The 25,853-nt window shown below is 68.4% G+C and carries 20 protein-coding genes; 14 read left to right on the plus strand and 6 right to left on the minus strand.

Going from position 1 to position 25,853, the window contains the following annotated elements; genetic code table 11:
• The first annotated feature begins 126 nt into the window (after positions 1-126).
• From OHB24_RS29645 to OHB24_RS29655, 3 genes are all read left to right on the plus strand, one after another.
• Complete coding sequence (locus OHB24_RS29645) at positions 127-1,875, plus strand: extracellular solute-binding protein (RefSeq protein WP_327634146.1); 1,749 nt, start codon at positions 127-129, stop codon at positions 1,873-1,875.
• Entirely contained in the window at positions 1,872-2,810 is a 939-nt protein-coding gene (locus OHB24_RS29650) for a carbohydrate ABC transporter permease (protein WP_327634147.1), read from the plus strand. The genes OHB24_RS29645 and OHB24_RS29650 overlap by 4 nt, the downstream gene beginning before the upstream one ends.
• 91 nt (positions 2,811-2,901) lie before the next feature.
• Entirely contained in the window at positions 2,902-3,825 is a 924-nt protein-coding gene (locus tag OHB24_RS29655) for an ABC transporter permease (RefSeq protein ID WP_327634148.1), read from the plus strand.
• On the opposite strand, the gene OHB24_RS29660 is transcribed toward OHB24_RS29655, so the two are convergent.
• Entirely contained in the window at positions 3,811-5,082 is a 1,272-nt protein-coding gene (locus OHB24_RS29660; RefSeq protein WP_327634149.1) for a polysaccharide biosynthesis protein, read from the minus strand. The two genes, OHB24_RS29655 and OHB24_RS29660, sit on opposite strands and share 15 nt — an antisense overlap.
• Before the next feature lie 92 nt (positions 5,083-5,174).
• On the opposite strand from OHB24_RS29660, the gene OHB24_RS29665 reads away from it, so the two are divergent.
• Entirely contained in the window at positions 5,175-7,844 is a 2,670-nt protein-coding gene (locus tag OHB24_RS29665) for an alpha-(1->3)-arabinofuranosyltransferase domain-containing protein (protein WP_327634150.1), read from the plus strand.
• Here OHB24_RS29665 and OHB24_RS29670 read toward each other — a convergent pair.
• From OHB24_RS29670 to OHB24_RS29680, 3 genes are read right to left on the minus strand one after another with little or no spacing between them, the layout of a single operon-like run.
• The gene (locus OHB24_RS29670) at positions 7,751-8,788 is read right to left on the minus strand and encodes an acyltransferase family protein (RefSeq protein ID WP_327634151.1); all 1,038 of its coding nucleotides are present in this window, start codon (positions 8,786-8,788) and stop codon (positions 7,751-7,753) included. The two genes, OHB24_RS29665 and OHB24_RS29670, sit on opposite strands and share 94 nt — an antisense overlap.
• Entirely contained in the window at positions 8,785-9,585 is an 801-nt protein-coding gene (locus OHB24_RS29675; RefSeq protein WP_327634152.1) for a class I SAM-dependent methyltransferase, read from the minus strand. The genes OHB24_RS29670 and OHB24_RS29675 overlap by 4 nt, the downstream gene beginning before the upstream one ends.
• A 48-nt stretch (positions 9,586-9,633) precedes the next feature.
• Positions 9,634-10,386, minus strand: coding sequence for a MerR family transcriptional regulator (locus tag OHB24_RS29680; protein ID WP_327634153.1), 753 nt, complete (start codon positions 10,384-10,386; stop codon positions 9,634-9,636).
• 96 nt (positions 10,387-10,482) lie between these two features.
• On the opposite strand from OHB24_RS29680, the gene OHB24_RS29685 reads away from it, so the two are divergent.
• From OHB24_RS29685 to OHB24_RS29695, 3 genes are all read left to right on the plus strand, one after another.
• Positions 10,483-11,367 carry a phosphotransferase family protein gene (locus tag OHB24_RS29685; protein WP_327634154.1) on the plus strand — a complete coding sequence of 295 codons (885 nt, stop codon included), beginning with the start codon at positions 10,483-10,485 and terminating at the stop codon, positions 11,365-11,367.
• 249 nt (positions 11,368-11,616) lie between these two features.
• Positions 11,617-13,110, plus strand: a complete 1,494-nt coding sequence (rpsA, locus tag OHB24_RS29690; protein ID WP_327634155.1) for a 30S ribosomal protein S1 — start codon at positions 11,617-11,619, stop codon at positions 13,108-13,110.
• Positions 13,111-13,271: 161 nt separating this feature from the next.
• Entirely contained in the window at positions 13,272-14,648 is a 1,377-nt protein-coding gene (locus OHB24_RS29695; protein ID WP_327634156.1) for a vanadium-dependent haloperoxidase, read from the plus strand.
• 39 nt (positions 14,649-14,687) lie between these two features.
• Here the strand turns inward: OHB24_RS29695 and OHB24_RS29700 are convergent, their stop codons facing one another.
• Positions 14,688-17,456, minus strand: a complete 2,769-nt coding sequence (locus OHB24_RS29700; RefSeq protein WP_327634157.1) for an AfsR/SARP family transcriptional regulator — start codon at positions 17,454-17,456, stop codon at positions 14,688-14,690.
• Positions 17,457-17,543: 87 nt separating this feature from the next.
• Between OHB24_RS29700 and coaE the strand changes: the two genes are divergently transcribed.
• The 6 genes from coaE to uvrB all read left to right on the plus strand — a co-directional run bounded on the left by coaE (position 17,544) and on the right by uvrB (position 24,525).
• On the plus strand, positions 17,544-18,152 hold the full coding sequence (gene coaE, locus OHB24_RS29705; RefSeq protein ID WP_327634158.1) for a dephospho-CoA kinase: 609 nt from the start codon (positions 17,544-17,546) through the stop codon (positions 18,150-18,152).
• A 204-nt stretch (positions 18,153-18,356) separates the two neighbouring features.
• The gene (locus tag OHB24_RS29710) at positions 18,357-19,493 is read left to right on the plus strand and encodes a PrsW family glutamic-type intramembrane protease (RefSeq protein ID WP_327634160.1); all 1,137 of its coding nucleotides are present in this window, start codon (positions 18,357-18,359) and stop codon (positions 19,491-19,493) included.
• The gene (locus OHB24_RS29715) at positions 19,490-20,563 is read left to right on the plus strand and encodes a PT domain-containing protein (RefSeq protein WP_327634161.1); all 1,074 of its coding nucleotides are present in this window, start codon (positions 19,490-19,492) and stop codon (positions 20,561-20,563) included. The genes OHB24_RS29710 and OHB24_RS29715 overlap by 4 nt, the downstream gene beginning before the upstream one ends.
• On the plus strand, positions 20,560-21,513 hold the full coding sequence (locus OHB24_RS29720) for a hypothetical protein (protein WP_327634162.1): 954 nt from the start codon (positions 20,560-20,562) through the stop codon (positions 21,511-21,513). The genes OHB24_RS29715 and OHB24_RS29720 overlap by 4 nt, the downstream gene beginning before the upstream one ends.
• A gap of 31 nt (positions 21,514-21,544) precedes the next feature.
• Positions 21,545-22,372, plus strand: coding sequence for a hypothetical protein (locus OHB24_RS29725; RefSeq protein WP_327634163.1), 828 nt, complete (start codon positions 21,545-21,547; stop codon positions 22,370-22,372).
• A gap of 47 nt (positions 22,373-22,419) precedes the next feature.
• The gene (uvrB, locus tag OHB24_RS29730; protein ID WP_327634164.1) at positions 22,420-24,525 is read left to right on the plus strand and encodes an excinuclease ABC subunit UvrB; all 2,106 of its coding nucleotides are present in this window, start codon (positions 22,420-22,422) and stop codon (positions 24,523-24,525) included.
• Here the strand turns inward: uvrB and OHB24_RS29735 are convergent.
• The gene (locus tag OHB24_RS29735; protein WP_327634165.1) at positions 24,506-25,402 is read right to left on the minus strand and encodes a nitrilase-related carbon-nitrogen hydrolase; all 897 of its coding nucleotides are present in this window, start codon (positions 25,400-25,402) and stop codon (positions 24,506-24,508) included. The two genes, uvrB and OHB24_RS29735, sit on opposite strands and share 20 nt — an antisense overlap.
• Before the next feature lie 72 nt (positions 25,403-25,474).
• Here OHB24_RS29735 and OHB24_RS29740 point away from each other — a divergent pair, with 72 nt between their 5' ends.
• On the plus strand, positions 25,475-25,831 hold the full coding sequence (locus tag OHB24_RS29740) for an MmcQ/YjbR family DNA-binding protein (protein ID WP_327634166.1): 357 nt from the start codon (positions 25,475-25,477) through the stop codon (positions 25,829-25,831).
• Positions 25,832-25,853 lie beyond the last annotated feature (22 nt).

A 25,853-nucleotide genomic window follows, 5' to 3' on the forward strand; every position in this document is an offset into this window, starting at 1 on the left:
GTATCGAACGAGATCTTCCGTCGGGTCGTTTTCTATGTCATTCTCCCGGGCAAAGATCCGAGATCCTATCGGATATCGCTCTCGGATATTTCGTCTCCGTTCCGACCCCGCCGCCTAGGAGGAACCATGCCGAACGATCACGCACGCCCGGGACTCAGCCGCCGATCACTCATCGCCGGCGCACTCGGACTGACCGCGGCCGCCGGCGGCGGTGTGCTCAGCGCGTGCAGCGGCTCGAGCAACGCCGGCACCGCAGCCCCGGGTTCAGGCGCCGCGGCGCCCAGCGTCACGCTCGGCCCGAAGCTGGCGACGGTGCAGTACCCGGAGGGGTACGTCGGCCCGGTCGCCCGCACGTTGAAGCCGATCACGACCGAGAAGACGACGTTCAAAATCGTCGTCAAGCAGGACGTCACGATCGGCGACTGGAAGACGAACGCGTTCACCAAGTGGCTGGAGCAGAAGACCGGGGTCCACATCGAATGGATGCAGGTCGGCGGCACCGACGACGACGTGATGACCAAGGTCAATGCGATGGTCGCCGCCGGTGACATCCCGGACGCCTTCCTCGGGATCGCGTTCACCCGGTCGCAACTGTTCCTGTACGGCCAGCAGGGACTGTTCACCGATGTCGGTCAGTACATCGACGGGTACGCGCTGAACCTGCAGCAGGCGATGAAGGACTATCCCGACACCCGCAAGCTGATCCAGGCGCCGGACAAGAAGATCTACTCCTTCCCCGGCATCAACGACTGCTACCACTGCCGGGCCAGCGACGGCCGCGCCTGGCTGAACACCGAGTGGATCAAGCAGGTCGGGCTGGCCATGCCGCAGACCACCGACGAGTTCCACGAAGTACTGCGCGCGTTCAAGAAGGCCGATCTGGCGGGTAACGGCAAGACGATTCCGTTCGCCGGGTACAAGGACTCCGCGATCGACCCGTTCTTCATGAACCCGTTCATCTACAACCCGGGCGAGCCGTGGCTGGTGGTTCGCGACGGCAAGGTCGACGTCGCGTTCGACAAGGACGAGTGGCGTGAGGGGCTGAAGTTCGGGAACAGCCTGTACAAGGACGGGCTGATCAACCGGGACGTGTTCACCGCCGACGAGGACCAACTGAAGCGCTACGGCAACGCGACAGGCAAGCCGCTGATCGGGGGCGCCCGGACGAACTACTGGGGCGTCTTCGTGGACATCGACCAGAAGGACCCGAACGCCCGCTGGCGCCAGTACGAGGCGTGCCCGCCGCTGAAGGGACCGAACGGCGTCCAGTACGCGGCGTGGGATTACACCGGCGTCGGCGTCGAGGTGGCCCACCTGGTCATCACCAAGAAGTGCGCCAAGCCGGAGCAGCTGGTCCAGTGGGCCGACGCCCAGTACGAGCTGGAGGCGATCCTGCGTGGGTACGGCGGTCCGGCGTTCTCGTGGGCGAAGAAGGGCGAGCTCGGGATCAACGGCAAGCAGGCGGTCTATGGGTTCGACGCGACCTGGAACTCGCAGAAGAACATCAACTGGAGCCAGGACAACCCGATGTACCGGTCCCAGGACTTCCGGCTCAGTGAGCGGGTGAACCCGAAGGACATGACCTTCGAGAAGCCGCTCTACGAGCAGACCAGGGACAAGTACTTCCCGCACAAGCAGCCGCAGGAGATGCAGTTCCCGCCGGTCACCCTGGACCAGGACCAGGCCGCGCAAGAGGCGGAGCTGAGGACCAACCTCAAGGGCGAGGTGAACCAGTCGTTCGCCAAGTTCCTCACCGGGCAGCTCGACCCCAACGACGACGGTGCGTGGAACGACTACAAGGGCCGGGTCGAGAAGATCGGCGTGAAGCCATATCTGGAACTCCAGCAGGCCGCGTACGAGACGTACAACGGATGAGCGCGGGGACGACGCTGGCGCCGGACGAGGCGCGGCTCGGGGCCGGTGCGCCGATCCAGGACACCAAGGGCGACAAGATCGCGCTGGCCTGTATCTACGCCGCGCTCGGGCTGTTCTGCCTGGCGGTGCTGTACCCGATCGTCTACGTCCTCAGTGCCTCGGTCAGCAACACCAAGCTGGTGTCCGCGGGCGAGGTATGGCTGTGGCCGGTCGGCTTCACGCTGGACGCGTACAAGGCGATCCTCGACTACAAGTCGATCGTCAGTGGCTTCGGCAACTCGGTGTTCTACGCGGTCACCGGCGCTGTGGTGGCCACGATCCTCACGCTGCTCGCGGCGTACCCGTTGTCGCGGAAGGGGCTGCCGGGCAAGGGGATCATCATGGCGGCGTTCGTGTTCACGATGATGTTCAGCGGCGGGCTGATCCCGACGTACCTGGTCGTGCACGAGCTGGGACTGCTGAACACGCGGTGGGCGATGATCCTGCCGACGGCGCTGGCGGTCTGGAACGTGATCATCACCCGGACCTACTTCATGGTGACGATCCCGGAAGAGCTGGTGGAGGCCGGGAAGGTGGACGGCTGCAGCGACTTCGGGTTCTTCTGGCGCGTCGTCCTGCCGTTGAGCAAGCCGATCATCGCCGTGAACCTGTTGTTCTACGCGGTCGGTTCGTGGAACTCGTTCTTCAACGCGCTGATCTACCTGACCAACGAGCACCTGTTCCCGTTGCAGGTGATCCTGCGGCAGATCCTGCTCCAGACCAAGGTCGACCCGTCCCAGATGCCCGACACCAGCAAGCTGGCACAGATGCAGGAGCTGCAGCAGCAGCTGAAGTACTCGCTGATCGTGATCGGCATGATCCCGCCGCTGCTGGTCTACCCCTTCGTCCAGAAGCACTTCGTCAAGGGAGCCATGATCGGCTCCCTGAAGGGATGAGGCCCCGATGACCACAACAGAAACAGAAACAGAGACAGAGGCAGATGTAAGGTCGTCGTCTGTCCGGTCAGGGGCCCACAAGCGCACCCGGGTGGCGAAGTCCAGGGCCGGCCTCGGCCTGCGAATGCGCCGGAACTGGCAGCTCTACGCCATGCTCGCGCTACCGCTGATCTGGCTGGCGATCTTCGCCTACTGGCCGATGTACGGCGTGATCATCGCGTTCAAGGACTACAACGTGGTGTCCGGGATCTGGGGCAGCCCGTGGGCCGGGATGAAGTACTTCGACCGGTTCGTGGAGTCGTACCAGTTCTGGCGGCTGATCAAGAACACCGTGTACCTGCACGTCTACGAACTGGTCGCGACGTTCCCGTTGCCGATCATCCTCGCGCTGTGCCTGAACACGGTCCGGAGGAAGTGGTTCAGCCGCACGACGCAGCTGATCACCTACGCGCCGCACTTCATCTCGACCGTGGTCGTGGTCGGTCTGCTCGTGGTCCTGACCAGCCCGAACACCGGTGTGACGAACAAGCTGATCGGGTTGTTCGGGTTCGGCCCGACTGACGTGATGGGCGATTCGGGCATGTTCCGGCATCTCTTCGTCTGGTCGGGCGCGTGGCAGACGATGGGGTTCGCCGCGATCATCTACCTGGCTGCGCTGACCAGTGTTCCGCCGGAGCTGCACGAGGCGGCGATCGTGGACGGTGCGTCCCGGATGCGGCGGATGTGGCACATCGACCTGCCGGCGATCGTGCCGGTCGCGGTGATCCTGCTGATCCTGGACATCGGCCGAATCCTGTCCGTCGGCTTCGAGAAGGTGCTGCTGATGCAGAACAGCCTGAACCTCGATGTCGCGGAGGTGATCGACACCTACGTGTACAAGATCGGTCTGGCGTCCTCGGTGCCGCAGTTCAGTTATGCGACCGCGATCGGGTTGTTCCGATCAGTCATCGGCCTGGTGCTGCTGGTGCTCGCGAACGCGTTCGCCCGGCGGTTCGCGAAGTCAAGCTTGTGGTGACTCGGCGGCCTGGCGGTGCAGTCCGGCCGCCAGGCCTGCCGACAGCAGGAGCGCGCAGGTGCTGGTCATCGCGGCCAACACCTTCACGCCGTCCAGGCCGGTCGCGGTCCCGGTGCCGAGGATGATCGCGGCGGCCACCGCGAGCACCACCAGCCCGAGCCAGATCCCCAGCGCGGCGCGCTTCTCCTGCTGCGCGATAGCGGCGTACACGACCAGCTGCAGTACGGCGTACGCGGAACCGGCGACCGCGAACAGCCAGGTGTAGGGACCGAGGGGCGCGTACTTCTCCTTGCCGCCGATGATCGCGACGACGAGATCGGGAAGGATCAGCGTGCCGATGACCGTGCACACCCCGAGACCCGCGACAGCCGCGATCGCCTTGCGCAGCCGCAGGGTGTCACCTGGCGACTGCGCGAGGGTCGGGAACACCAGCACGATGACGAACTGCGGAAGGAACAGGCAGGCCTTCGCGATGATCACCCCGGCCGCGTAGTACCCGCTGTCCGTGCCGTCGAGCAGGGCGCGGGCGAACAACACGTCGGCGTTGGCGAGCGCGAAGAACGCCAGCAGCGTGTGCGTGCCGTGCACGGTCTCCCGCAGTACCTGCTTGACCTGGTCCTTGGTCGCGCCGGTCGATCCGCGGAGCGCGATGCGGCCGATCACGACCGGTACGGCGGCGCCGAGCGCCAGACCGATCATCGCCGAGTCGAGCGACGGGCGCACCAACAGGGCGCCGCCGCCCAGGACGAGGCGGCCGACACCGGTGGAGAGGTAGATCGCGGCCAGCGCGGTCCAGCGTTTGCTGCCCTGGAGGACGCCGAGCTGGGACCCCATCACCGTCAGGCAGCCGAGTGTCGGGGCAAGCAGCAGGATCGACACCACCGAATCGATGTGCAACAGCCACATGAACACCGGCGTGAGCGCCAGGCAGACCACGGTCAGTCCGAGCGCCGCGCGATTGCCGGCCTTCAGCATCGCGTCGGCCAACGCTCCGGCGCCGGCACCGGAGTGTGTTGCGAGCTGGCGGGCGCCGGCTGCCTGCAGGCCGAGCGAGGCGACGTTGCCGATCAGCAGCAGACCCAGCATGGCCGTGAGGGCGCCGAACTGTTCCGGCACGAGCCGGTGCGTGCCGATGAGCGTGAAGCCGTAGGCGGCCACGTTCATGATCGCCATGGCTACGGCGACCACAGTGGCACGTCGCAGGAACGCCAGGCGCTTGGCCTGCGGTGCACTGGCCGGAGTGGTGCCAGACGTCATTTACGCTGCCTCGGATCGTGTGAGATTTGCCGGACCTCACGGTACGGCAACGATGCCGCCCAGAAGCCGCCGGATCCGTTAATGTCCCGCCGGTGAGGAGGCTGAAGGCAGGTAGTTCGGAGCAGGTCGTCTGGCGGGCACGTCTCGTCCTGGGATGCCTTGCTCTGATCGCTCTGTGCTTTCAGCGTGCTCCCGGCCAGATCGTTCCGGATCGCCGGCTCGAGCTGACGGCCGGACCGGGTGGGTTCCTGTCGCGTGCACTGCACCTGTGGGATCCGCACACTGCGTTCGGCCAGCTCCAGAGCGACGCCTACGGCTACCTGTTCCCGATGGGGCCGTTCCACTGGTTGCTGGACACGCTGTCGGTGCCGGACTGGATCGCGCAGCGCCTGTGGTGGTCGCTGGTCCTGTGCGTCGCGTTCGTCGGCATCTGGAAGCTCTGCAGCGTCCTGCAGTACGGCGTGCCTTGGACACGGCTCGCCGTCGCACTGCTGTACGCCGTGGTGCCACTGGCGTTCGGCGGGCTCCCTATCGAGGTGTGGCCGCTGGCCATGGCCCCGTGGGTACTACTGCCACTCGTCTCACCAGGCGCCCGCTCCGGCTGGTGGCGGGTGAGCTGCTCGGCTGTCGCGTTCGCGCTGATCGGCGGCGCCAACCCGGTGGCCGGCGTCGCGACCCTCGTCGTACCGGCCGTCTGGCTCGTGGTGCGCTCGCGGCTGAAGCTGACTGTCGCGTGGCTGGGCTTCGTCCTCGCAGCGTCGATCTGGTGGCTGGTCCCATTGCTCATGCAGCTCCGGTACGGCGTCGCGCCGCAGAGCCCGCGCTGGATACCGGTCGCTGGTGCGGTCGTCGGAGTGCCGCTCGCACTCGCCGCAGCGCACTACCTGCGTCGTCTGACCAACCTGTCCGTCTCACGAGGCGTCCACCGCCGCGTCGTACCTGTTCTGGTCACCTGCCTGGCTGTAGCCGCCGCCCTGCCCGTGGTGCTCGCCCGACCGGACGGGGCGTTCGCCGCGATCCCGCAGCACTGGGAGGACGCGGCCAACTGGTTGGACGAGCAGACCACGCCCGGCAGCGTGCTGGTCCTCTCCAGCTCCAGCGAACCGCTGGCCGCCCTGGTGAGCCGCCCACTGGCCGCGCTCACCAATGACATGCGCAGTCGTATCGACTCTGGCGTCGGTGACCCGGCGTTGCGTCAGGAGCTGACCCGCGACGGCGTCCGGTACGTCGTCGTGCGCAACGACGTACCGGAAGACACCTTGGCGATCCACGAGAGCCTGGCCGACTCCGGCATCGGACGCGTGGCGTACTTCGGACCGCCTGGACAGTCCCGCCTGCCGTACCCGAGCGTGGAGATCTACGACGTCGGAGCGACCACTCCGGGTCGGCTGATACCGCGGTCGCGGCTCGTAGCGGTCGCTGGCACGGCTGACGACGTACCGACGGTTGTGACTGCGCTCGGTGGCGAGGGGGCCGCGGTACTGCGGGCGGACGCCAACGGCAAGCTGGACGACCTGCCGCTGATCGCGACCGACAGCCAGCAGACTGATGAGCAGCCGAGTGCAGTGGTACTGCGGAACGCGCAGATCGGCCGGTCCGCCTGTCTGCACGTCGGCGCACGGGCCCTGTGCAGTCAGGACCAGGCGAAGGATTCCGCCGAACCGAACGGCCTGTCCCGCAGTGTGCAGCTCTCGCAGGCCGCGACGTACCAGCTGCGCGGGACGGCCCTGCCGCAGGACGGCGAGGCGCTCGAACGGCTGCTGTCGGTACCGGGAGCGATCACCGCAACGGCCTCTTCGCGGGCGGTCGCCGCGCCGGAGGGACGGCCGGGTGCCGCGGTCGACCGCGATCTCGGCACCGGCTGGCTGGCCGCGCCGGACGACCCGGCACCGAGCCTGACCCTCAAGTTGCCTGCCGCAAGAGACCTGCACGGTCTGCGGTTCCAGGCGTACCTGGACGGCTCCCGACCGGCAGAGGTCGTGCTGCACTTCGACGGCGGCTCGACGCTCCCTGCGACGGTCGACGCCGGCGGGTACGTCCGATTCGCGACGAGACACACGCGGACCGTCACGATCGACTTCACCGCGACGAAGCCGCTGCAGGATGCGCAGACCAGTCCGGTCGGGGTGACCGAGGTCGAGGTGCTCGGTGCGGACGAACTGCGCAAGGCGGTCGCTCCGCAGCGGCGCGCCCCGGCGTACTGCGGCAACGGGCCGACGGTCCGCGTCGACGGCGTACCAGCGCGGACGCAGGTCTCGGCGACGATGCGGGACCTCCTGCAGCGACGGCAGGTGGCGTTCAGCCTGTGCGGCCAGATGTCGACCATCCCGTTGCGATCCGGGCTCCACAAGGTGGAGGTGCAGGCGAACGGCGGGCTGGTGCCGATCGAGACCACGCTGGCGAAGGCAGGGTTCGGGGACGTGTCCGTGACGCCGGTGCAGGGCGTGGACGTCTGGCGTCCGAACCCGACCGAGCTGACGGTCGAGGTGCCTGGCGCTGACGGGCAGTCCGTGCTGGCGGTCGCGCAGAACTACAACGAGGGCTGGGAGGCGTACGACGGCAGCGGCCAGAAGCTCACGCCGATCCGGATCGGCGGCTGGCAGCAGGGCTGGGTACTGCCGGCCGGGCCGGAGCAGGTGGTCACGGCAAGCTTCATGCCGGACAGGGCCTACCGCGCCGGGCTGCTGCTCGGGCTCGTCGCCCTGCTCTCGGTCTTGGCCACCGCCGCGTTCTTCACGACAGGCCGTTCGACCAGGCGGTAGCTGACTGCTGCCAGGACGACGGAGACCAGCAGAGCCACGGGCAGCTGTACGGCGAATGGGCCGTCGATCAGCCCTAGTACGACGAACTGGTACGCCACAACGCCGTACGACAGCTGTGCACCGAGCTGAGCCGGGCGACTGCCCAGCACGCGGACCGTCCCGGCTGTGGGCGTCAGGACCGGGAACAGCACACAAGCGACCACCACCGTGTAGAGCAGGCTCTTGATGAGGGCTTGTGCCGCTGTGGGCGTGGAGTGGTCGTACGGTCCGGCGATCGGGGTTGCCGTGATCAGCAGGAGTGCCGCGGCGATTCCCCAGAGCGTGCCGGGGACTCTGGTCAGCGTGTCGAGTGTTGACGGGCCGAGCCGACCTGTGGCGCGGGCGACCTGCCAGAGCGCCATACCCATGCCGACGGCGAACCAGCCAAGGTAGCCGGGCAGCCAGAGCCCTGCCGCGGGGTGACCGGTTGCCACGACGGCGGCCATCCACACCGGTCCGAGTGCGGTCAACGCGACCAGGACAAGGAGCCGCCACCGGACACTGCGGCGGGTAGGACGTTCGTACCCGGTCAGCAGCCGCCCCAGACCAGGCAGCAGCAGGTAGAAGGGGAGAGGCGTCAGGACGGCCCAGCGGAGGTAGGTGGTCGCGGGCTGTGGGACGAGGACGATCGACAGCACAACGGCGACCAGTAGCGCGGGGAGGATGCGTAGGGCGCGGCTGCGCAGGTACGGGAGGGTGAGTGGCGGCAGTGTGCCGGAGAACCACGCCAGTACGTGCGGCCGGTAGAGGAGGAACCCGGACACCGCACAGAAGATCGCCCAGCCGACGTCCAGCCGGGACACGACCCCGGCGAACGGTGCATGCGTGTGCAGTCCGACCTGTGACACCACCACTGCGAGTGCAGCAATCACTCGCAGTCCGTCCACTGCGGGGAATCGAGTCATGCAGGCTGTCCTTTGTGGGCGGTCCAGATGGCTGTGCCGGGGACGAAGGGGCCGCGCTCGGGTCCCCAGCCGCCCCAGATGAGCTGGTGTCCGGCCGGCCATTCCGGTTCGAGCAGGTCGTCGATGGCGAACCCGGCGCCGGTCAGCTCCCGGATCCAGTCGCCGGTCGTGCGGTGGTGCTCGGCGTATACCGGCGTACCGGACGCATCTACCTCGACGTACGGCCTCCGGTCGAAGTAGGAGTGGATGATCCGCAGACCGGCGGCCGACGGGTCGTCGGGCATCGCCCAGCGGAACGGGTGGGTCACCGAGAACACCAGAAGGCCCCCGGGCTTCAGGACGCGCGCGATCTCGCGGAACGCCGTACCGACGTCGGCCACGAACGGGAGCGCCCCGAAGGCCGAGCAGGCGATGTCGAAGGTGCTGTCGCGGTACGGGAGTGCGACAGCGTCAGCGGCCGCCGTGCGGACCGCCGTGCCGGTGCGTACGTCGAGGTCGTGAGCGATCCGGAGCTGTTCGATCGAGATGTCGAAGGCAACCACGTCGGCGCCCTGTCCGACGAGCCATCGCGAGCACTGGGCCGCACCGCAGCCGACCTCGAGGACCCGCTTGCCGCGCACCGGCCCGAGCAGCTTGGCCGACTCCTCGTCAACGCCCTCCGGACACCAGACGAACCGGTCGTCACCGAGGAAGTCACCGTGCTCGTCCAGGTACTCCGCAGCGGCCCCGTCCCAGTACGTCCGGCTGGCACGTGACGCCTGAGCTTCCGTCAGCTCCACCCTCCGCGGCTCAACCACCGGGTCAGCCTAGGGGACCCCGGAGTCTGCAGCCTCCGAGGTCCTGGATCAGCCGTCCATCTTGGTGTCGGCGTACACGGTCATGGCATCGCGCAGGTACTCGACCAGTGGGTCGTCGCCGCTGCCGATGTTCTGCCGGAACCGCTCGTCGTCGACGTACATCTGCCCGAGTCCCTTGTACGCCTCACGTGTCGGCGTCCAGAACAGACAGGTGACCTCGTAGTGCAGCTGAATCAGCTCCTGCACACTCAGCTCGGTCACTGCGACCCCTTCCGCCTTCAGCGCGGCCAGCCCTTCGTGGACCCGTAGGTAGCCGGTCCGGGCCTTCTCGGCGTCCGCGTCGGTCCAGCCGCGCATCCGCTGGTAGCTCGCGTCCACCGCTTCGTCGCCCCAGCGCTCACGCGCCTCGGCCTCGTACGGGTTCCGCTCGAATCCTTCGAAGACCTTCTCCGGTGACATCTCTCCTCCTCTCTTCAGGTTGTCGATGGTTGCGTCGACGGTGTGCACCAGTTGGCTCAGGCGCAACTGCTCCTTGACCAGCCACTCCTTGTGCTTGGCGAGCACCTCGATCGCGTCCTGCTCGTCGCGGTGCGTGATCACCTCGCCCACCACGTCCAGACTCAGCCCGAGGTCCCGGAGCAGGAGGATCTGCTGCAACCGCAACAGCTGCTCCTGCTCGTAGTACCGCCGGCCGTTGGGCGCGACCCGGGCCGGCTCCAGCAGACCGATGGAGTGGTAGTGCCGGAGCGTGCGTGAGGTGACACCGGAGGACCGGGCCACCTGCGCGATCGACCACGCCATCGAACTGCTCCTTTCCGTCGACATCCCCGACGGTAGATGTTGCCGCTACGTCAACTTCAAGCCGATTTGTCGAGGGCATGCGGCAGGATCACAGGCATGAGCGATTTCGCGGCCAGTGCCGTCCCGTTGACCGGCGGGTACGGCGGGCAGACGTTCGCGGTGAGCGCAGGCGACGAGGACGCGGTCATCAAGTTCTACGCGCGGGACCCGGAGCGTGCCGCCGTCGACGCCTCGCTGCTCGAGCTGGTGCGCGGACTGCTGCCGGTACCGCGGGTGCTCGATCTCAAGCGCGACGGGTCCTTCGAGGATCCGCCGTACCTGCTGACCGAGCGGCTGCCGGGGATCAACCTGCAGGTCTTCCTCGAGTCGGCGACGGACGAGCAGCGGCGGCGGGTCGGGACGCAACTGGGGGAGCTGCTGGCGCGGCTGAGCGGGATGCCGTTCCTGAAGGCCGGGATGTTCCGGGGCGGTGAGCTGACGGTCGAGCCGTTCGGGTTCGGCGACCTGGCGGAGTACGTCGCCGGGCTCCGGCTCGGATTCGACGACCGGCAGCGTGAGGGCTTCTCGGCAGTGGTCGACGAGGCGGAGGACGTACTGGCCGACGGCGTGCGCCGGGTCTGCCTCGTCCACAGTGACTTCAACCCGAAGAACCTGCTGGTCGACCCGGAGACGGCGCGGATCACCGGGCTGATCGACTGGGAGTTCGCGCACGCCGGTTCGCCGTACGCCGATCTGGGCAACCTGCTCCGCTTCTCGGAGGACCAGGTCCTGGCCGGGGCGGTGCTGGACGAGCTCCGGGAAATGGACCTGGGGGAGCGGCTGGTGGACCTTGGCCAGGCGGCCGATCTCTGGGCGCTGCTGGACCTCGCGGAGCGGGCCGCCGAGCACGAGGTCGCGGCGGCCGCGCACCGGCTGGTCTCTCGAATGGCGGACACGGGCACGCTCGCCGGAGGCCGGCCGGCGCTCGGCGTCGTACATTGAGATCAGTGGCACGTCGGGAGACCTCGGCGGGCGGCCGGTCGGCACCGGGTGCCCCAGGTTGTGCTGTCTCCGTCAAGACCGGTATTCTGTGAGATGCGCTATGGGCCCGCGCGACCTCGGACGGAGCAGGCTCGTGCTCGCAGCAGTCGGTGGTGAATCTGTGCTCTTCAGGCAATCCAGCGGTTTGATGCGATCCAACGGTTCATGCGCGACCGCACAACACCACCAGTCCACGGAGCAACCCACCACATGACGGCCAGCATCGAGGCACCTCTCGACCCCGCAGTACGCACCACCCCGCAGGTAGCGGTCAATGACATCGGGTCGGAGGAAGACTTCCTCGCGGCGATCGATCTGACCATCAAGTACTTCAACGACGGCGACATCGTTGAAGGGACCATCGTCAAGGTCGACCGGGACGAGGTTCTCCTCGACATCGGTTACAAGACCGAAGGCGTGATCCCGTCCCGCGAGCTGTCGATCAAGCACGACGTCGACCCGAACGAGGTCGTCAACGTCGGCGATCACGTCGAGGCCCTGGTTCTCCAGAAGGAGGACAAAGAAGGCCGCCTGATCCTCTCGAAGAAGCGCGCTCAGTACGAGAAGGCGTGGGGCACGATCGAGAAGATCAAGGAAGAGGACGGCGTCGTCACCGGCACCGTCATCGAGGTCGTCAAGGGTGGACTCATCCTGGACATCGGCCTGCGCGGCTTCCTGCCGGCCTCCCTCGTCGAGATGCGTCGCGTCCGCGACCTCCAGCCGTACGTCGGCCAGGAGATCGAGGCCAAGATCATCGAGCTCGACAAGAACCGCAACAACGTGGTTCTGTCGCGTCGCGCGTGGCTGGAGCAGACGCAGTCCGAGGTGCGGATGAACTTCCTCACCCAGCTGCAGAAGGGCCAGATCCGCAAGGGTGTCGTCTCCTCGATCGTCAACTTCGGTGCGTTCGTGGACCTCGGCGGCGTCGACGGTCTGGTGCACGTCTCGGAGCTGTCCTGGAAGCACATCGACCACCCGACCGAGGTTGTCGAGGTCGGCCAGGAGGTCACGGTCGAGGTGCTGGACGTCGACATGGAGCGCGAGCGCGTCTCCTTGTCGCTGAAGGCGACCCAGGAAGACCCGTGGCAGCAGTTCGCCCGGACCCACCAGATGGGCCAGATCGTGCCCGGCAAGGTCACCAAGCTGGTTCCGTTCGGTGCGTTCGTCCGCGTGGAGGAGGGCATCGAGGGTCTGGTGCACATCTCCGAGCTGGCCGAGCGGCACGTCGAGATCCCGGAGCAGGTCGTCCAGGTCAACGACGACGTCATGGTCAAGATCATCGACATCGACCTGGAGCGGCGCCGGATCTCGCTGTCGCTCAAGCAGGCCAACGAGGGTGTGGACCCGGTCTCGGACGACTTCGACCCGACGCTCTACGGCATGACGGCGACGTACGACGACCAGGGCAACTACATCTACCCGGAGGGCTTCGACCCGGAGACGGGCGAGTGGCTCGAGGGCTTCGACTCGCAGCGCGAGGAGTGGGAGCGGCAGTACGCCGAGGCCCACACGCGCTGGGAGGCTCACAAGAAGCAGATCGAGGACGCCAAGACGGCGGACGTCGAGGCCGGCGAGGCATCGACGTACTCCTCGGCCTCCGGCGGCGGCAGCTCTGCCCCGAAGGACGACGCTCCCGTAGAGGGTGCGCTCGCCTCCGACGAGGCACTGCAGGCGCTCCGCGAGAAGCTGACCGGCCAGGGCTGACCCTGACCCGGTAGCAGTACCACCCGAGACCCCCGCATCCGCGTTCTGGATGCGGGGGTCTCGCACGTCCACGACGCATTGACCGTCGTGGTGGCGGCTCATAGCGTCGGGGCAAGGCCCGTGATCCGATGCTCCGGGCCTGTCTCAAGGGGGGCCCTGTCGTGGCCAGAAAACGCACTGTCCTGTCCCGCGCCAGACTCGCAGCCGGAGCGATCGCGCTGCTCGCGCTGCTCGCACCGGTCAACGGCGCCGCGGACGCTGCACCGAGCGGCCCAGCCGCGACCAGTGACAACGCGGTGGTCAGGTGGAACGCAACCGCAGCGACCGCCGCACTGGCGACTCATCTCGCACCGACCGACAATCCGCTGCACGAGTCGCGCATGTACGCGATGATGCACATCGCCATCCACGACGCGCTGAACGCCATCCAGCCGCGCTCACGGGCCTACGCGTTCCACGGCCGTGCACGGGGTGCGTCTCCGGAGGCCGCCGTCGCCGCTGCCGCGAGGACAGCTCTGGTCGGCGCGCTGACGGACCTCACGCCGCCGTTCACCGACACGAGCGCCGCCATCGCCGGTGTCGAGACGGCGTACACGTCGGAACTCGCGGCGGTGCCGGACAGCGCGGCGAAGGCGGCAGGTGTCGCCCTCGGCAAGAAGTCGGCGTACACCATCCTTGCTCAGCGTGCGGACGACGGAGCTTCCGAGGTGCCGCTGATCGGTTCCGACTTCCCGCAAGGCGTCAACCCCGGTGAGTACCGGTTCACTCCTGGTACGCCGTTCGCCTTCGCTCCCACGTGGGGAGAGGTGAAACCCTTCGCGCTCCGGTACGCCGAGCAGTTCCGGGTAGTACCGCCGTTCGCGCTCGACTCGGGCGAGTACGCCGCCGACTACAACGAGGTGAAACGTCTGGGCGGCGACGGCGTGACCACGCCTAGTGCCCGGACCGCCGACGAGACCGAGCTGGCCCGGTTCTGGGTGGAGAGCTCGCCGTTGCTGTGGAACCGGCTTGCCCGCCAGTTGGCAACCGGCCGGCACCTGGATCTGTGGCAGAGCGCACGCCTGTTCGGCCTGCTCGATCTGGCACTGACCGACGGCTACATCGCGACCTTCGCGGTGAAGTACAGGCTGCTGTTCTGGCGGCCGGTGACCGCGATCCAGTTGGGCGCGACGGACGGCAACGACGCGACAGCGCCGGACCCGACCTGGACCCCGTTGGTGACCACACCGCCGATCCCCGATCACGACTCCGGCCACAGCGTCGAGGGCGGCGCGGCGGCCGCCGTACTCCGAGGGTTCTTCAAGACCGACCGGATGAACTTCTCGTTGTGCAGCTTCACCGTGCTGCCCGGTAGTACCTGCACCGACGCCAACCCGGTGGTGCGTCAGTTCACCAGGTTCTCGCAGGCTTCTGCCGAGAACGCCCGCTCACGAGTCTTGGTCGGGTTCCATTTCAAGCACGCCACCACCGAAGGCGAGAATCACGGAACGAAGATCGGTCAGCTGGTGGTCCGCAACTATCTGCAACCCCGCCACTAGCCGGAACTTGCCTCCCGCACCTGGACCTTGTGCGGGAGGCTACTTGCCGGTGAGGAGCTGGGTCAGGGTTGTGCGGTTCAGGGTGTCCGAGCCTGGCATGCCGGTCTCGTCCAGGGCGTCGAGGGCGAGCTGCCAGTGGTGGTGGGCGTCTGCGAGGTTGCCGCGGGCGGACAGGGCGCGGCCCAGGCTGTTCAGGGCGCAGACCTCCGACCAGCGGTCTTCGAGGTCGCGGCTGAGGTCCAGTGCCTGCGTGGCGATCCGGACGGCCTCGTCGTGATCGCCGAGGCCGAGCAGCGCGGTGGCGAGGGTGTCGAGCGTGAACGCCTCGGCGCGTCGCTCACCCGCTATCCGGTGCAGCGTGAGTGCCTGACGCGCCGCCTCGGCCGCTTCGCGGTGACGACCGGCCAGGATGTAGGTGTCGGCGATGTTCTCGTGGTTCCGGGCGACCTCGACCGGGTCGTTCAACGGCTCGAGAACGTCGATCGCCGCGCGATGGTGGCGGATGGCCGCATCCGTGTCGCCCCAGCGGCGGTACAGCCGGCCCAGGTCTGTCAGCGCCGAGCCGCGGCCGTGGTCGTCACCGAGCAACTCGAACAGCCGGAGCGCCTCGTCCAGGTGCTTGCACGCCCGGTCCAGGTCCGACCGGAACAGGTACGCGCGTCCGACGGCGTGCGTCGTCACCGCCTCGGCATCGCCGTCGCCCGTACGGCGGGCGGCGTCGAGCGCCAGGCACTGGATCTCGAACAGGTCGTCGAGGGCGCGCAGGTACATGAGGTACGGCCAGAGCGCATGCGCGAGCCGGTACGCCGCTCTGTCGTGCCCCTGCGCGACGGCAGTGCGCACCGCGGCGACGAGACCCTGGCGCTCGTCGGTGAACCAGTCGACGGCCTGCCGCGCGGTGTCGAACACCATCGGCTCGACACCTGCTGCCGGCCGACCGAAGTCGAGGAGCGGTTCCGACTTCTCCAGGGCGACCTTGCCGTTCAGCGCCGAGTGCGCGTACCAGTCCAGCAGCCGCGTCTGCGCTGCGGTGCTCACCGCCGCGTCCTCGACCTCTTGCACAAGCTGGACGGAGTACTCGGCCAGCAGGTCGTGCAGCTGGTACCTGTCTCCGGGCTGCTCGAGCAGGTGCGCGCCGACGAGCTGGCCGAGGGACCGTCGCGCCTCCTCGGGCGGTACGGCGAGCAGCGCGCTGACAGCCTCCAGACTCGTGTCCGGACCCGGATGCAGTCCGAGCAGGCGGAAGGCACGGGCCGGCTGCGCGTCGAGTACGTCGTACGACCAGCCGAAGACTGCCCGTAGAGCACCGTCGGCGTCCTCACCGACGTCCAGCAGCGCCAGGCGGTCCGGATGCTGCTCGAGCTCGGCGGACAACGCCCGTACGCTCCCTGTCGGGTCCCGGGTGAGGCGCTCCGCGGCGATGGCCAGCGCCAGCGGCAAGTGACCGCACAGCCGTGTCAGCTCAGCCAGCTCCGCCGTGTCATGGCGGACGTCGTGGGCCGCGAGAATCCGCGTGAGGTACGCCGCCGCGTCGTCCTCGCTGAACGGCTCCAGCGGCACGCGGTGCGCGCCTTCCCGGGCAGCAAGCGACCTGAGCTGACTGCGGCTGGTGACCAGCACCAGACCGGCCGAGCCGGGAATCAGCGGCCGCACCTGGTCGGCGTCCCGGGCGTTGTCGAGTACGACGAGCACCTCTCGTCCGGCCAGGACGCTGCGCAGCAGGGCCGCCCGTGTCTGCCGGCCATCCGGGATCTGAGCACCGGACAGGCCGAGTCCCCGCAGCAACAGATCCAGTGCGGCGTCCGGATCCAGCGGCCGGTCAGGCCCGTAGCCCTGCAGGTTCAGGTACAGCTGACCGTCCGGGAACCGGTCCGCTGCCCGGTGCGCCCAGTGCAGAGCCAGCGCGGTTTTGCCCACGCCGCCCGGCCCGTGCACGGCGACGATCGTCGGAGCGCTCGATTCCCGCGGAGCCGAGCTCAGACGGTCGAGTTCGGCGAGTGTCGTCGCCCGGCCGGTGAAGCCCCTTGGAGCAGGCGGGAGCTGGCGAGGGGTCATCGCGCTCCGCGCGGGTGCCAGCGGCCGGGACTGCGTCGCCGCCAGCAGCTGAGCATGCAGGGCACGCAGTTGCTCGTCAGGATCGGTGCCCAGCTCGTCGGCGAGCCGACGGCGCAGTTCCTCGTACTGCGTCAACGCGTCCGCCGGACGGCCGCACTTGGCGAGCACAGTCAGCAGCCGCAGCCAGAGGGACTCCCGGAGCGGATAGGCCGCGGCGAGCTCCCGCAGTTCCGGCAGCGCCTGCTCGTGCTTGCCCGCAGCGAGATCGAGGTCCAGCCGTCGCTCGACGGCGGACAGATAGGTCTCGGTCAGCCTGGGCGCCTGGAGTTGGTCGAGCCATTCCGAGTCGACGCCGCCGAACGGCTCGCCGCGCCACAGTGCGAGCGCTGATGTGAGCCGGTCCCGTTGCTCGCCGGGGTCGTCCAAGCGGGCCGCCGCCTCGGTCAGCTGCCCGAAGCGGGACGCATCCACCTGTCCCCGGGCGATCCGCAGTGCGTAGCTGCTGCCGATGCACTCGATGTCCACCTCCGGCCCGAGCAGCCGGCGCAGCCGGAACACCAGCGACTGCACGCTCGGCCGAAGGTTCTCGGGCGGGTCGGCACCCCAGACGCGACGGCCGATGGCGTCCACGGTGACCGGCTCCGGCGCCGCGAGCGCGAGCACCGCCAGCAGGGTCCGGGGGCGCCCGGTCAGGCGCGCGACGGGCTCGCCGTCACGAATCACCTCAACCGGTCCCAGTAGCCGGATCTCCACGCCGTGCCCCCTCGGTAGCCTGCCCCCTTCGATTGTCCGGCCCGGACGGCTCAACCGCTGCCCGAACCGGGTCGGTAGGCTGCCACGGTGCTGAGAGTGGGACTGACTGGCGGGATCGGCTCCGGGAAGAGCGCGGTGTCGTCGCGGCTGGCCGCGCGGGGTGCCGTGGTGATCGACTCCGATGTGCTTGCGCGGGAGGTGGTCGCGCGGGGGACGGACGGTCTCGCGGAGGTCGTCGCGGCGTTCGGTCCCGGCGTACTGACGGCCGACGGTGAGCTGGACCGGCCGGCACTCGGGAAGATCGTGTTCGGCGACGAGACCGCGCGGCGGAAGCTGGAGGCGATCATCCATCCCCGGGTCCGGGCGCGGGCAGCCGAGATCGAGGCCGGTGCGGCGGCGGACGCGATCGTGGTGCACGACATCCCGCTGCTGGTCGAGACCGGTCAGGCGGACGGGTTCGACCTGGTGCTGGTCGTCGACGTACCGGTCGAGGTCCAGGTCCAGCGGCTGACCGCGCAGCGCGGAATGCCTGACGAGGAAGCGAAACGGCGGATCGCCAGCCAGGCGTCGCGGGACGACCGGCTCGCGGTCGCGACTGTTGTCGTTGACAACTCAGGCAGCCTGGAGGACCTGGATCGCCGCCTCGATCAGGTGTGGGAACAACTCGCAGGCCACGGTCCGGACACGAAAAGGTGACCCTTGCGCGGGAAATGATGCATCCGGGACCGCCTGTACGAGAATCTGTCCCGGTTCGGCCCGGGGCGTGCTCCTGGGCCGGACACGGTCGGCGCGCCCCGTGCCGGTCCGAACGTCCGACGTTGGGAGGATGGCGTGGTTTGCCCGCGCTGCAGCTCTGACGTCCCCGAGGTTTCGCACTTTTGCCATCACTGTGGCAACGACATGCGCACCGGGGACTCCGAGCGGAAGAACGCGTACGCCGCCAGGCCCGACGAGGCCGTGGCCTCGTTCAAACTGGTCTCGACGATCATGCCGCAGGGGTCCGGTAAACAGCCGTACACCTACAAGGTCGCGCTGGGCATCGCCCTGCTGCTGACCGTGGTGACGGCCGCGCTCGGCGCCCTGCCGGTGGCGATCATGATCGCGGCGTTCGCGATTCCGATCGTCTACATCATCTACTTGTACGACGTGAACCTCTGGGAGGACGAGCCGATCCCGGTGGTCGCCGCGGCCTTCGTGCTGACCGGCGTACTCGCGGCGCTCTTCACCTGGATCTGGTCGGACAAGGTGGGGCTGGCGATCGCCAGCATCGGTGAGAACCGCACCGGCCCGTCGTTGCGGGACCTGCTGATCGTGCTCCTGCTGGTGCCGGTCGTGTCGGAGCTGATCCGGCAGATCGGCCCGCTCTACCTCGCGTCGCGGCCGCGGTACGACGACCTCATGGACGGCTTCACGTTCGGCGTCGTGGCCGGTGTCGGCTACGCGTGCTTCGAGACGCTGGTGCTGCACTGGGGCTGGATCAGCGGCGGCTTCGCCGGTCCGGGCAGCAGTGCCGGGACCTGGATCTCGATCGTCGTCCTGCACGGCTTCATCAAGCCGCTGATCTACGGCTCGGCGACCGGTCTCGCGGGTGCGGAGTTCTCCGGCCTCGGCGAGAAGTACGACGGTTTCACGCCGCGCTGGGTCGGCGGCCTGCTGCAGGCGATGGCGGTGAACGCGCTGTTCCAGGGTGGCATCTACCTGCTCGGCTTCGTCGGCGGTCGCGGCTCGACGATCGGCGCGATCCTCGGCGTCGTCTGGGGTCTGTTGCTGCTCGGCGCGCTGATCATCCGGGTCCGGACCGTGCTCCACAAGGGCCTCCTGGAGGCTGCCCTGGAGTCGGCCGCTCGCGGTGGTTCCAACCACGCGTCCGGCGACCTGGCGTTCTGCTCGCGCTGTGAGATGCCGCTGCTCCCGCACTCCGACTTCTGCTCGGCCTGCGGCAACTCGGTGCGATCCGTACCGAAGTCCGCTCGCGGAGTGACAGCGGCGACGGGCGCCAGTGGGTACGAAGCGACGACTGGGGAGACGCAGGCATGAGCAACCAGCAGCCGCCGTACGGTGGTCAGGGCGGTCAAGGCGGACAGGGCGGACAGCCGCCGTACGGCGGGCAGCCGGGGCAGCAGCCCGGTCAGCAGCCTGGCTACGGCCAGCAGCCCGGGTACGGACAGCAGCCAGGTCAGCAGCCGGGTCAGCCGGGTCAGCAGCCTGGTTACGGGCAGCCGCAGCAGCCTGGGTACGGCCAGCAGGCGCCGTACCCTCAGCAGCCGCAGCAGGGTTACCCGGGTCAGCAGCAGCAGGGGTATCCCGGCCAGCAGCAGCAGGGCTTCCCCGGGCAGCAGCCGCAGTACGGCGGTCAGCAGCAGTGGAACCAGCCTCCGCGGAGTGGCGGTGGCGGCAGCGGCAAGACCCTGATGATCGCCGGCGGTGCGTTCGCGGTCGTGGCGATCATCGGTGTCGTGCTCGCTCTGGTCTTCAAGGGCGGCGACGACGATCAGGCCGACCCGACTCCGACCCCGACGACGTCGCAGCCGACCGGCGAACCCACGGGCGAGCCTACGAGCGAACCGACGGGCGAGCCCACCGGCGAGCCGACTGCGGAGCCCACCGGCTCGCCGACCACGGAGCCGACGACGGAGCCGAACGGCGGCGACGAGGGTATCGAGGTCGCCGAGGGCGTCTACGTGAAGCCGCAGACGGGGTACATCCGCAAGAGCGTCGACGGGTTCAAGGGCGTCGTCCTGGTCAAGCAGGGCGAGGGCGTCTTCATGGTCCAGGCCGCGAAGGTGACGGGTACCAGCGCAGCCGCGTTGCTGCCGCAGGTCCTCAAGACCGACACCAAGAGCCTGTCCTCGGTCAAGACCGGCCAGGTCAAGACGACGACACCGGGCGCGGAAGACAAGACCCCGGTCAAGGTCCTGCTCACCCAGTCGTACTCCGGCATGCAGAGCAGCCAGAGCGGCAGCCTCGCGGTCGTCGGGTTCGTCGCCGTGGTGGAGCGCGAGGACGGGGTGTTCACGGTCGCCAGGGCGTACGGGCGTAAGGACAAGCTCTCCACGCTCGACCCGGACACCACGGCCATGCTGAAGTCGGTGCTGCAGAGTCAGTGAGCGGAAAGCGAGACAAGGGGACCGGCGGTAACCCCTGGGTCAACCAGACCGGACCGGACCCGGACGAGACAGACGAGCCGGAGGACCAGCTCCCGCCGTCGCCGTGGGACCTCGAGGTGGCGCCACCGCCGTCGCCTTGGGGTGGCGACGGTGCGCCCGGACCGGGTCCTGGACCCGGCCCGGGGCCTGGTCCTGGGTCCGGTTCTGGTGCTGGGTCTGGTTCGGGTCCGGCGACGCAGACCTCTTCGGCGTGGGGCGACAAGGTCGGCCCGCCGTCGATGCGCCGCCCGCCGCCGGAGAAGAAGGGCTTCTCCGTCCCGCCGCTGCTGATCCCGATCGGCGCCGGCGTGCTCGTGGTCGCGCTGGTCGCGATCGTGCTGGTGGCGCTGTCCGGCGGCGACAAGAAGGCCGACCCGGGCCAGTCCCCGAGCCCGCCTGCCGGTACGCCGACCGCGCCGCAGTCGTCGTACCAGCCGCCTCCGAACGCGCTCCCGGTCGGGTTCGGCGTCTCGCTCGTCCCGGCCCAGGGCTGGGCCGTGGTCACCTGGGAGAAGCTCGGCAAACAGGTCGCGGTGTACCCGCCGGGCGTGACGCCGAGCCCGAGCGCCCAGGCGAGAACGTTCTTCTGGGTCCGGCAGAAGCAGAACGTGACCGCGAACGCCTACCTGCTCGGGATCGTCGAGGGCGAGACCGAGAACGAGGTCGCGCAGCTCGGCAACGTACGGAACCTGCCGTGCCCGAAGGACGTCTTGGTGGAGTGCGTCGCGATCGACTACACCTCCACGGCCAAGATGAACGGCGAGGACGTCCAGGTGAAGGGTTCCGTCGAGGTGTACCGGCGCAAGGACAACGTGGTCACCGCGCTGGACTTCCGGACCCGGGTCGACTTCGCCCAGAAGGCCGACGCGGACGCCGCGATCATGAAGAAGTCCGTGATCGACAGTCTGTGAAGGATCCCCAGAACTACCGCGAGGAACAACTATGAGTCAGCAGTACGGTCCACCGCCGGGCCCGCCGCCGGCACCCGCTCCCGGCGGCTGGGGCACCGGGCAGCAGCAGGGACCGCCCGCGCAGGGCGGCGGCGGTGTTGGCGGCGGTGTCGGTGGCGGCAGCTGGGGCCCGGGGCCGGGCCGGCCGAGCCATCCGCCGAAGGCGAACCGGACGCCGTGGATCATCATGGCCGGCGCGATCGTGGCGGTGCTGCTGGTCGCCGGCGGCGTTGTGCTGCTGGTGAACGGCAAGGACGACAAGCCGACCACGCAGTCCACGCCGGAGCCGGGCGGCCGCACCATGTACACGCCGTCGCCGACGCCGACCCCGAACGACTCCAAGGGGCCGAACGATGTCGGCGTCGAGGTCGGCTGGGGCGTCTGGTTCACGCCGTCCAAGGGCTGGCTGCCGGACTGGGACAAGTCCAGGAGCGGGAAGAACTACATCCTGCAGCAGTTCAACGCGCGCGGGCTGATCGACGGGTACTACTGGGTCCGTCAGACCGAGCTGTACGACGCGAAGGGCTTCGCCGAGCACCTCGTCGACGTCGAGTCGAACGGCATGGAGGGCGTCCGGATCGGCAAGGGCACGACCTGCAAGCCGGCCAGCCCGAACATCAAGGCCTGCTACGCGGTGTCCTACACCGGCGCCTGGGTCGCCAAGAACGGCAAGAAGGTCGCGATGCAGGGCTTCGTCACCGCCTACCAGGACCAGTTCGACCGCACGACCGCCACCGACGCGGCCCTGGAGACCCGGGTCTACGCGCGCCGCGTGAACGAGCTGATCTACATGAACAACAGCGTGGTCAAAAGCTTCTGACCTGGGGTTTTTAGAAACTGTCGGCGGGCGGCCGTACGGTGGAGGGCATGAGACAGGTCTCGGATCTCCAGCGTATGGTCGCTCCGCTGAAGGTGGTGTCGGACTTCGACCCGGCGGGTGACCAGCCGGCCGCGATCGCGGACCTCGAGCGGCGGATCAACGCCGGCGAGCAGGACGTGGTGCTGCTGGGCGCCACCGGCACGGGCAAGACGGCAACGGTCGCGTGGCTGGCCGAGAAGGTCCAGCGCCCGATGCTGATCCTGCAGCCGAACAAGACCCTCGCCGCCCAGTTCGCGAACGAGTTGCGCCAGTTCTTCCCCGCCAACGCCGTCGAGTACTTCGTGTCGTACTACGACTACTACCAGCCCGAGGCGTATGTCCCGCAGACGGACACCTACATCGAGAAGGACTCCTCGATCAACGAGGAGGTCGAGCGGCTGCGGCACTCGGCGACCTGGTCGCTGCTCACCCGCCGCGACGTGATCGTGGTCGCGACCGTCTCCTGCATCTACGGCCTGGGCTCCGCCGACGAGTACCTGAACCGCATGATCCATGTGAAGGTCGGCACCGAGATGGACCGCGACGGCCTGCTCCGCAAGCTGGTCGGCGTGCAGTATGCGCGCAACGACCTGGCCGGGACCCGCGGCACGTTCCGGGTCCGGGGCGACACGCTCGAGGTCTTCCCGGTGTACCAGGAGCTCGCCGTCCGGGTGGAGTTCTTCGGTGACGAGATCGAGCGGGTGATGACGCTGCACCCGCTGACCGGTGAGGTGATCAGCGAGGAGGACGAGGTCTACATCGGCGCCGCCACGCACTACGTGACCGCGCCGGAGCGGATGGAGCGCGCGATCACCTCGATCGAGGCCGAGCTGGAGGGTCGGCTGGCCGAGCTCGAGCGTGGCGGGCAGCTGCTGGAGGCGCAGCGGCTCCGGATGCGTACGACGTACGACATCGAGATGATGCGGCAGATCGGGACGTGTTCCGGGATCGAGAACTACTCGCGGCACACCGACGGACGCGAGGCCGGTACGGCGCCGCACTGTCTGCTGGACTACTTCCCCGAGGACTTCGTGCTGGTCATCGACGAGTCGCACGTGACCGTCCCGCAGATCGGCGGGATGTACGAGGGGGACATGTCCCGGAAGCGGACCCTGGTCGAGCACGGCTTCCGGCTGCCGTCGGCGATGGACAACCGGCCGCTGCGCTGGGAGGAGTTCCTGGAGCGGATCGGCCAGACCGTGTACCTGTCCGCGACCCCGGGGCAGTACGAGCAGGACAAGTCCGACGGGTATGTCGAGCAGCTCATCCGGCCGACCGGTCTGGTCGACCCCGAGGTGATCGTGAAGCCGACCAAGGGCCAGATCGACGACCTGATCCACGAGATCCGGCTCCGGGTCGAGCGCGACGAGCGGGTCCTGGTCACGACGCTCACCAAGAAGATGTCCGAGGACCTGACCGACTACTTGCTCGAGATGGGGATCCGGACCAGGTATCTGCACAGCGAGGTCGACACGCTCCGCCGGGTCGAACTGCTGCGCGAGCTGCGGATGGGGGAGTACGACGTTCTCGTCGGTATCAACCTGCTCCGTGAGGGTCTGGACCTGCCCGAGGTGTCGCTGGTCGCGATCCTGGACGCCGACAAGGAAGGCTTCCTGCGGTCGGGCCGTTCGCTGATCCAGACGATCGGCCGCGCCGCGCGAAACGTGTCCGGCCAGGTGTTCATGTATGCCGACAAGATCACCCCGTCGATGGAGCAGGCGATCGACGAGACCAACCGGCGGCGCGCGAAACAGATCGCGTACAACAAGGAGAAGGGGGTGGACCCGCAGCCGCTGCGGAAGAAGATCGCCGACATCACCGACATGCTGGCCCGCGAGGACGCGGACACCGCCGAGCTGCTCGGCTCCGGCCGCACCCAGTCGCGCGGCAAGGCGCCGGTCCCGGGCGGAGGCAAGGCGAAGGCCGGCGAGAAGGCGAAGGAACTGGCCGGCGGGCTTCCGTCGTCCGACCTGGCCGACCTGATCCAGCAGCTGACCGACCAGATGCACAACGCCGCCGCCGAGCTCCAGTTCGAGGTCGCCGCCCGCTACCGCGACGAGATCTCCGAACTGAAGAAGGAACTCCGCCAGATGACTAATGCCGGCGCAAAGTAGAGACGACGGTGTGCCGCGGCGACTCGTCCACGGTCAGCGTGAAGATGTCGGGCCGCGCGTAGTGACCGACCGAGTCGAAGTCGAAGTACCCGCGATCGAGCTCGGCGAGGTCGAGCTCCGCGAGCAGGATGCCCTCACCGTCGCGCAGCGGTCCGGCGAGGATCTCGCCTAGCGGGGAGATGATCGTGCTGCCGCCGTTGATCAGCACGGCGTCGTCCTGGGTCAGGTACTGGTTCGCACTGATCACGAAGCAGCGGCCTTCGAGCGCGATGTGCCGCATGGTCGCCTGCCACTGCTCACGGTCGTCGACCGTCGGCGCGCACCACAGCTGCACGCCCTTGGCGTACATGGACTGCCGGAAGAGCGGCATGTAGTTCTCCCAGCAGATCGCGGCGCCCAGCACCCCGACCTCCGTGCGGACTGCAGGCATGGTCGATCCGTCGCCCTGGCCCCACAGGTACCGCTCGGCCGCGGTCGGCATCAGCTTGCGGTGGTGGGCGACCAGCCCGTCGCGCGGGTCGATGAACACCGCCGTGCAGTACAGCGTCCCGCCGTCCCGTTCGATCACGCCGGCGACGAGGTGGACGTCGAGCTCACCGGCGAGCTCTGCCAGGCGCGCGATCTCCGGCCCGTCCAGCTCGACGGCCGCCTCCCGGTACCGGCGGAACAGCTCGCGACCCTCCGGTGAGCGCGATCCGACGGTGATCCCGAAGTCGTACCCCTTGGGATAGCCGCCGAGAAACGCCTCCGGCAGCACCACCAGCCGCGCGCCACTCGACGCCGCCTCGCGGATCCACCGCTCTGCCTTCACCACGGTCGCAGGCGTGTCGAACAGCACGGCCCCGACCTGCACAGCAGCCACCACAACAGAACCCATGCCGAGCAGCGTAGTTCCGTCCGCCCCGCGGTCTAGTCTGCCTGTCAAAGTCGACTGGGCAGGAGGGATGAGATGGGGCAGCTGAGCGACGGGGATGTACTCGAGTACTGCTTGGGGAAGGCAGGGGCTTGGCAGGACGAGCCGTGGGACGGGGATGTGGTCGCGAAGGTCGGGCCGAAGATCTTCGCGTTTCTCGGGGGCGGCGCGGTCGGGCTGAAGTGCGGGGCGAACCGCGAGGAGGCCGACGAGTTGGTGGACACCTACCCGGCCGACGTCAGCAAGATGGCGTATATCGGGCGCGCCGGGTGGAACACGGTTCAGCTCGGGGGAGCGGTGCCGGACGACGAGGTGCTGGAGCTGATCGACGCGTCGTACGAGACCGTGGTGGCGAAGCTGCCGAAGCGGCAACGGCCCACGGTCGGCGGTTGATCGGCCGTCAATGGATCACGCC

This window comes from Kribbella sp. NBC_00482 (assembly GCF_036013725.1).
Taxonomy (GTDB): Bacteria; Actinomycetota; Actinomycetes; order Propionibacteriales; family Kribbellaceae; genus Kribbella.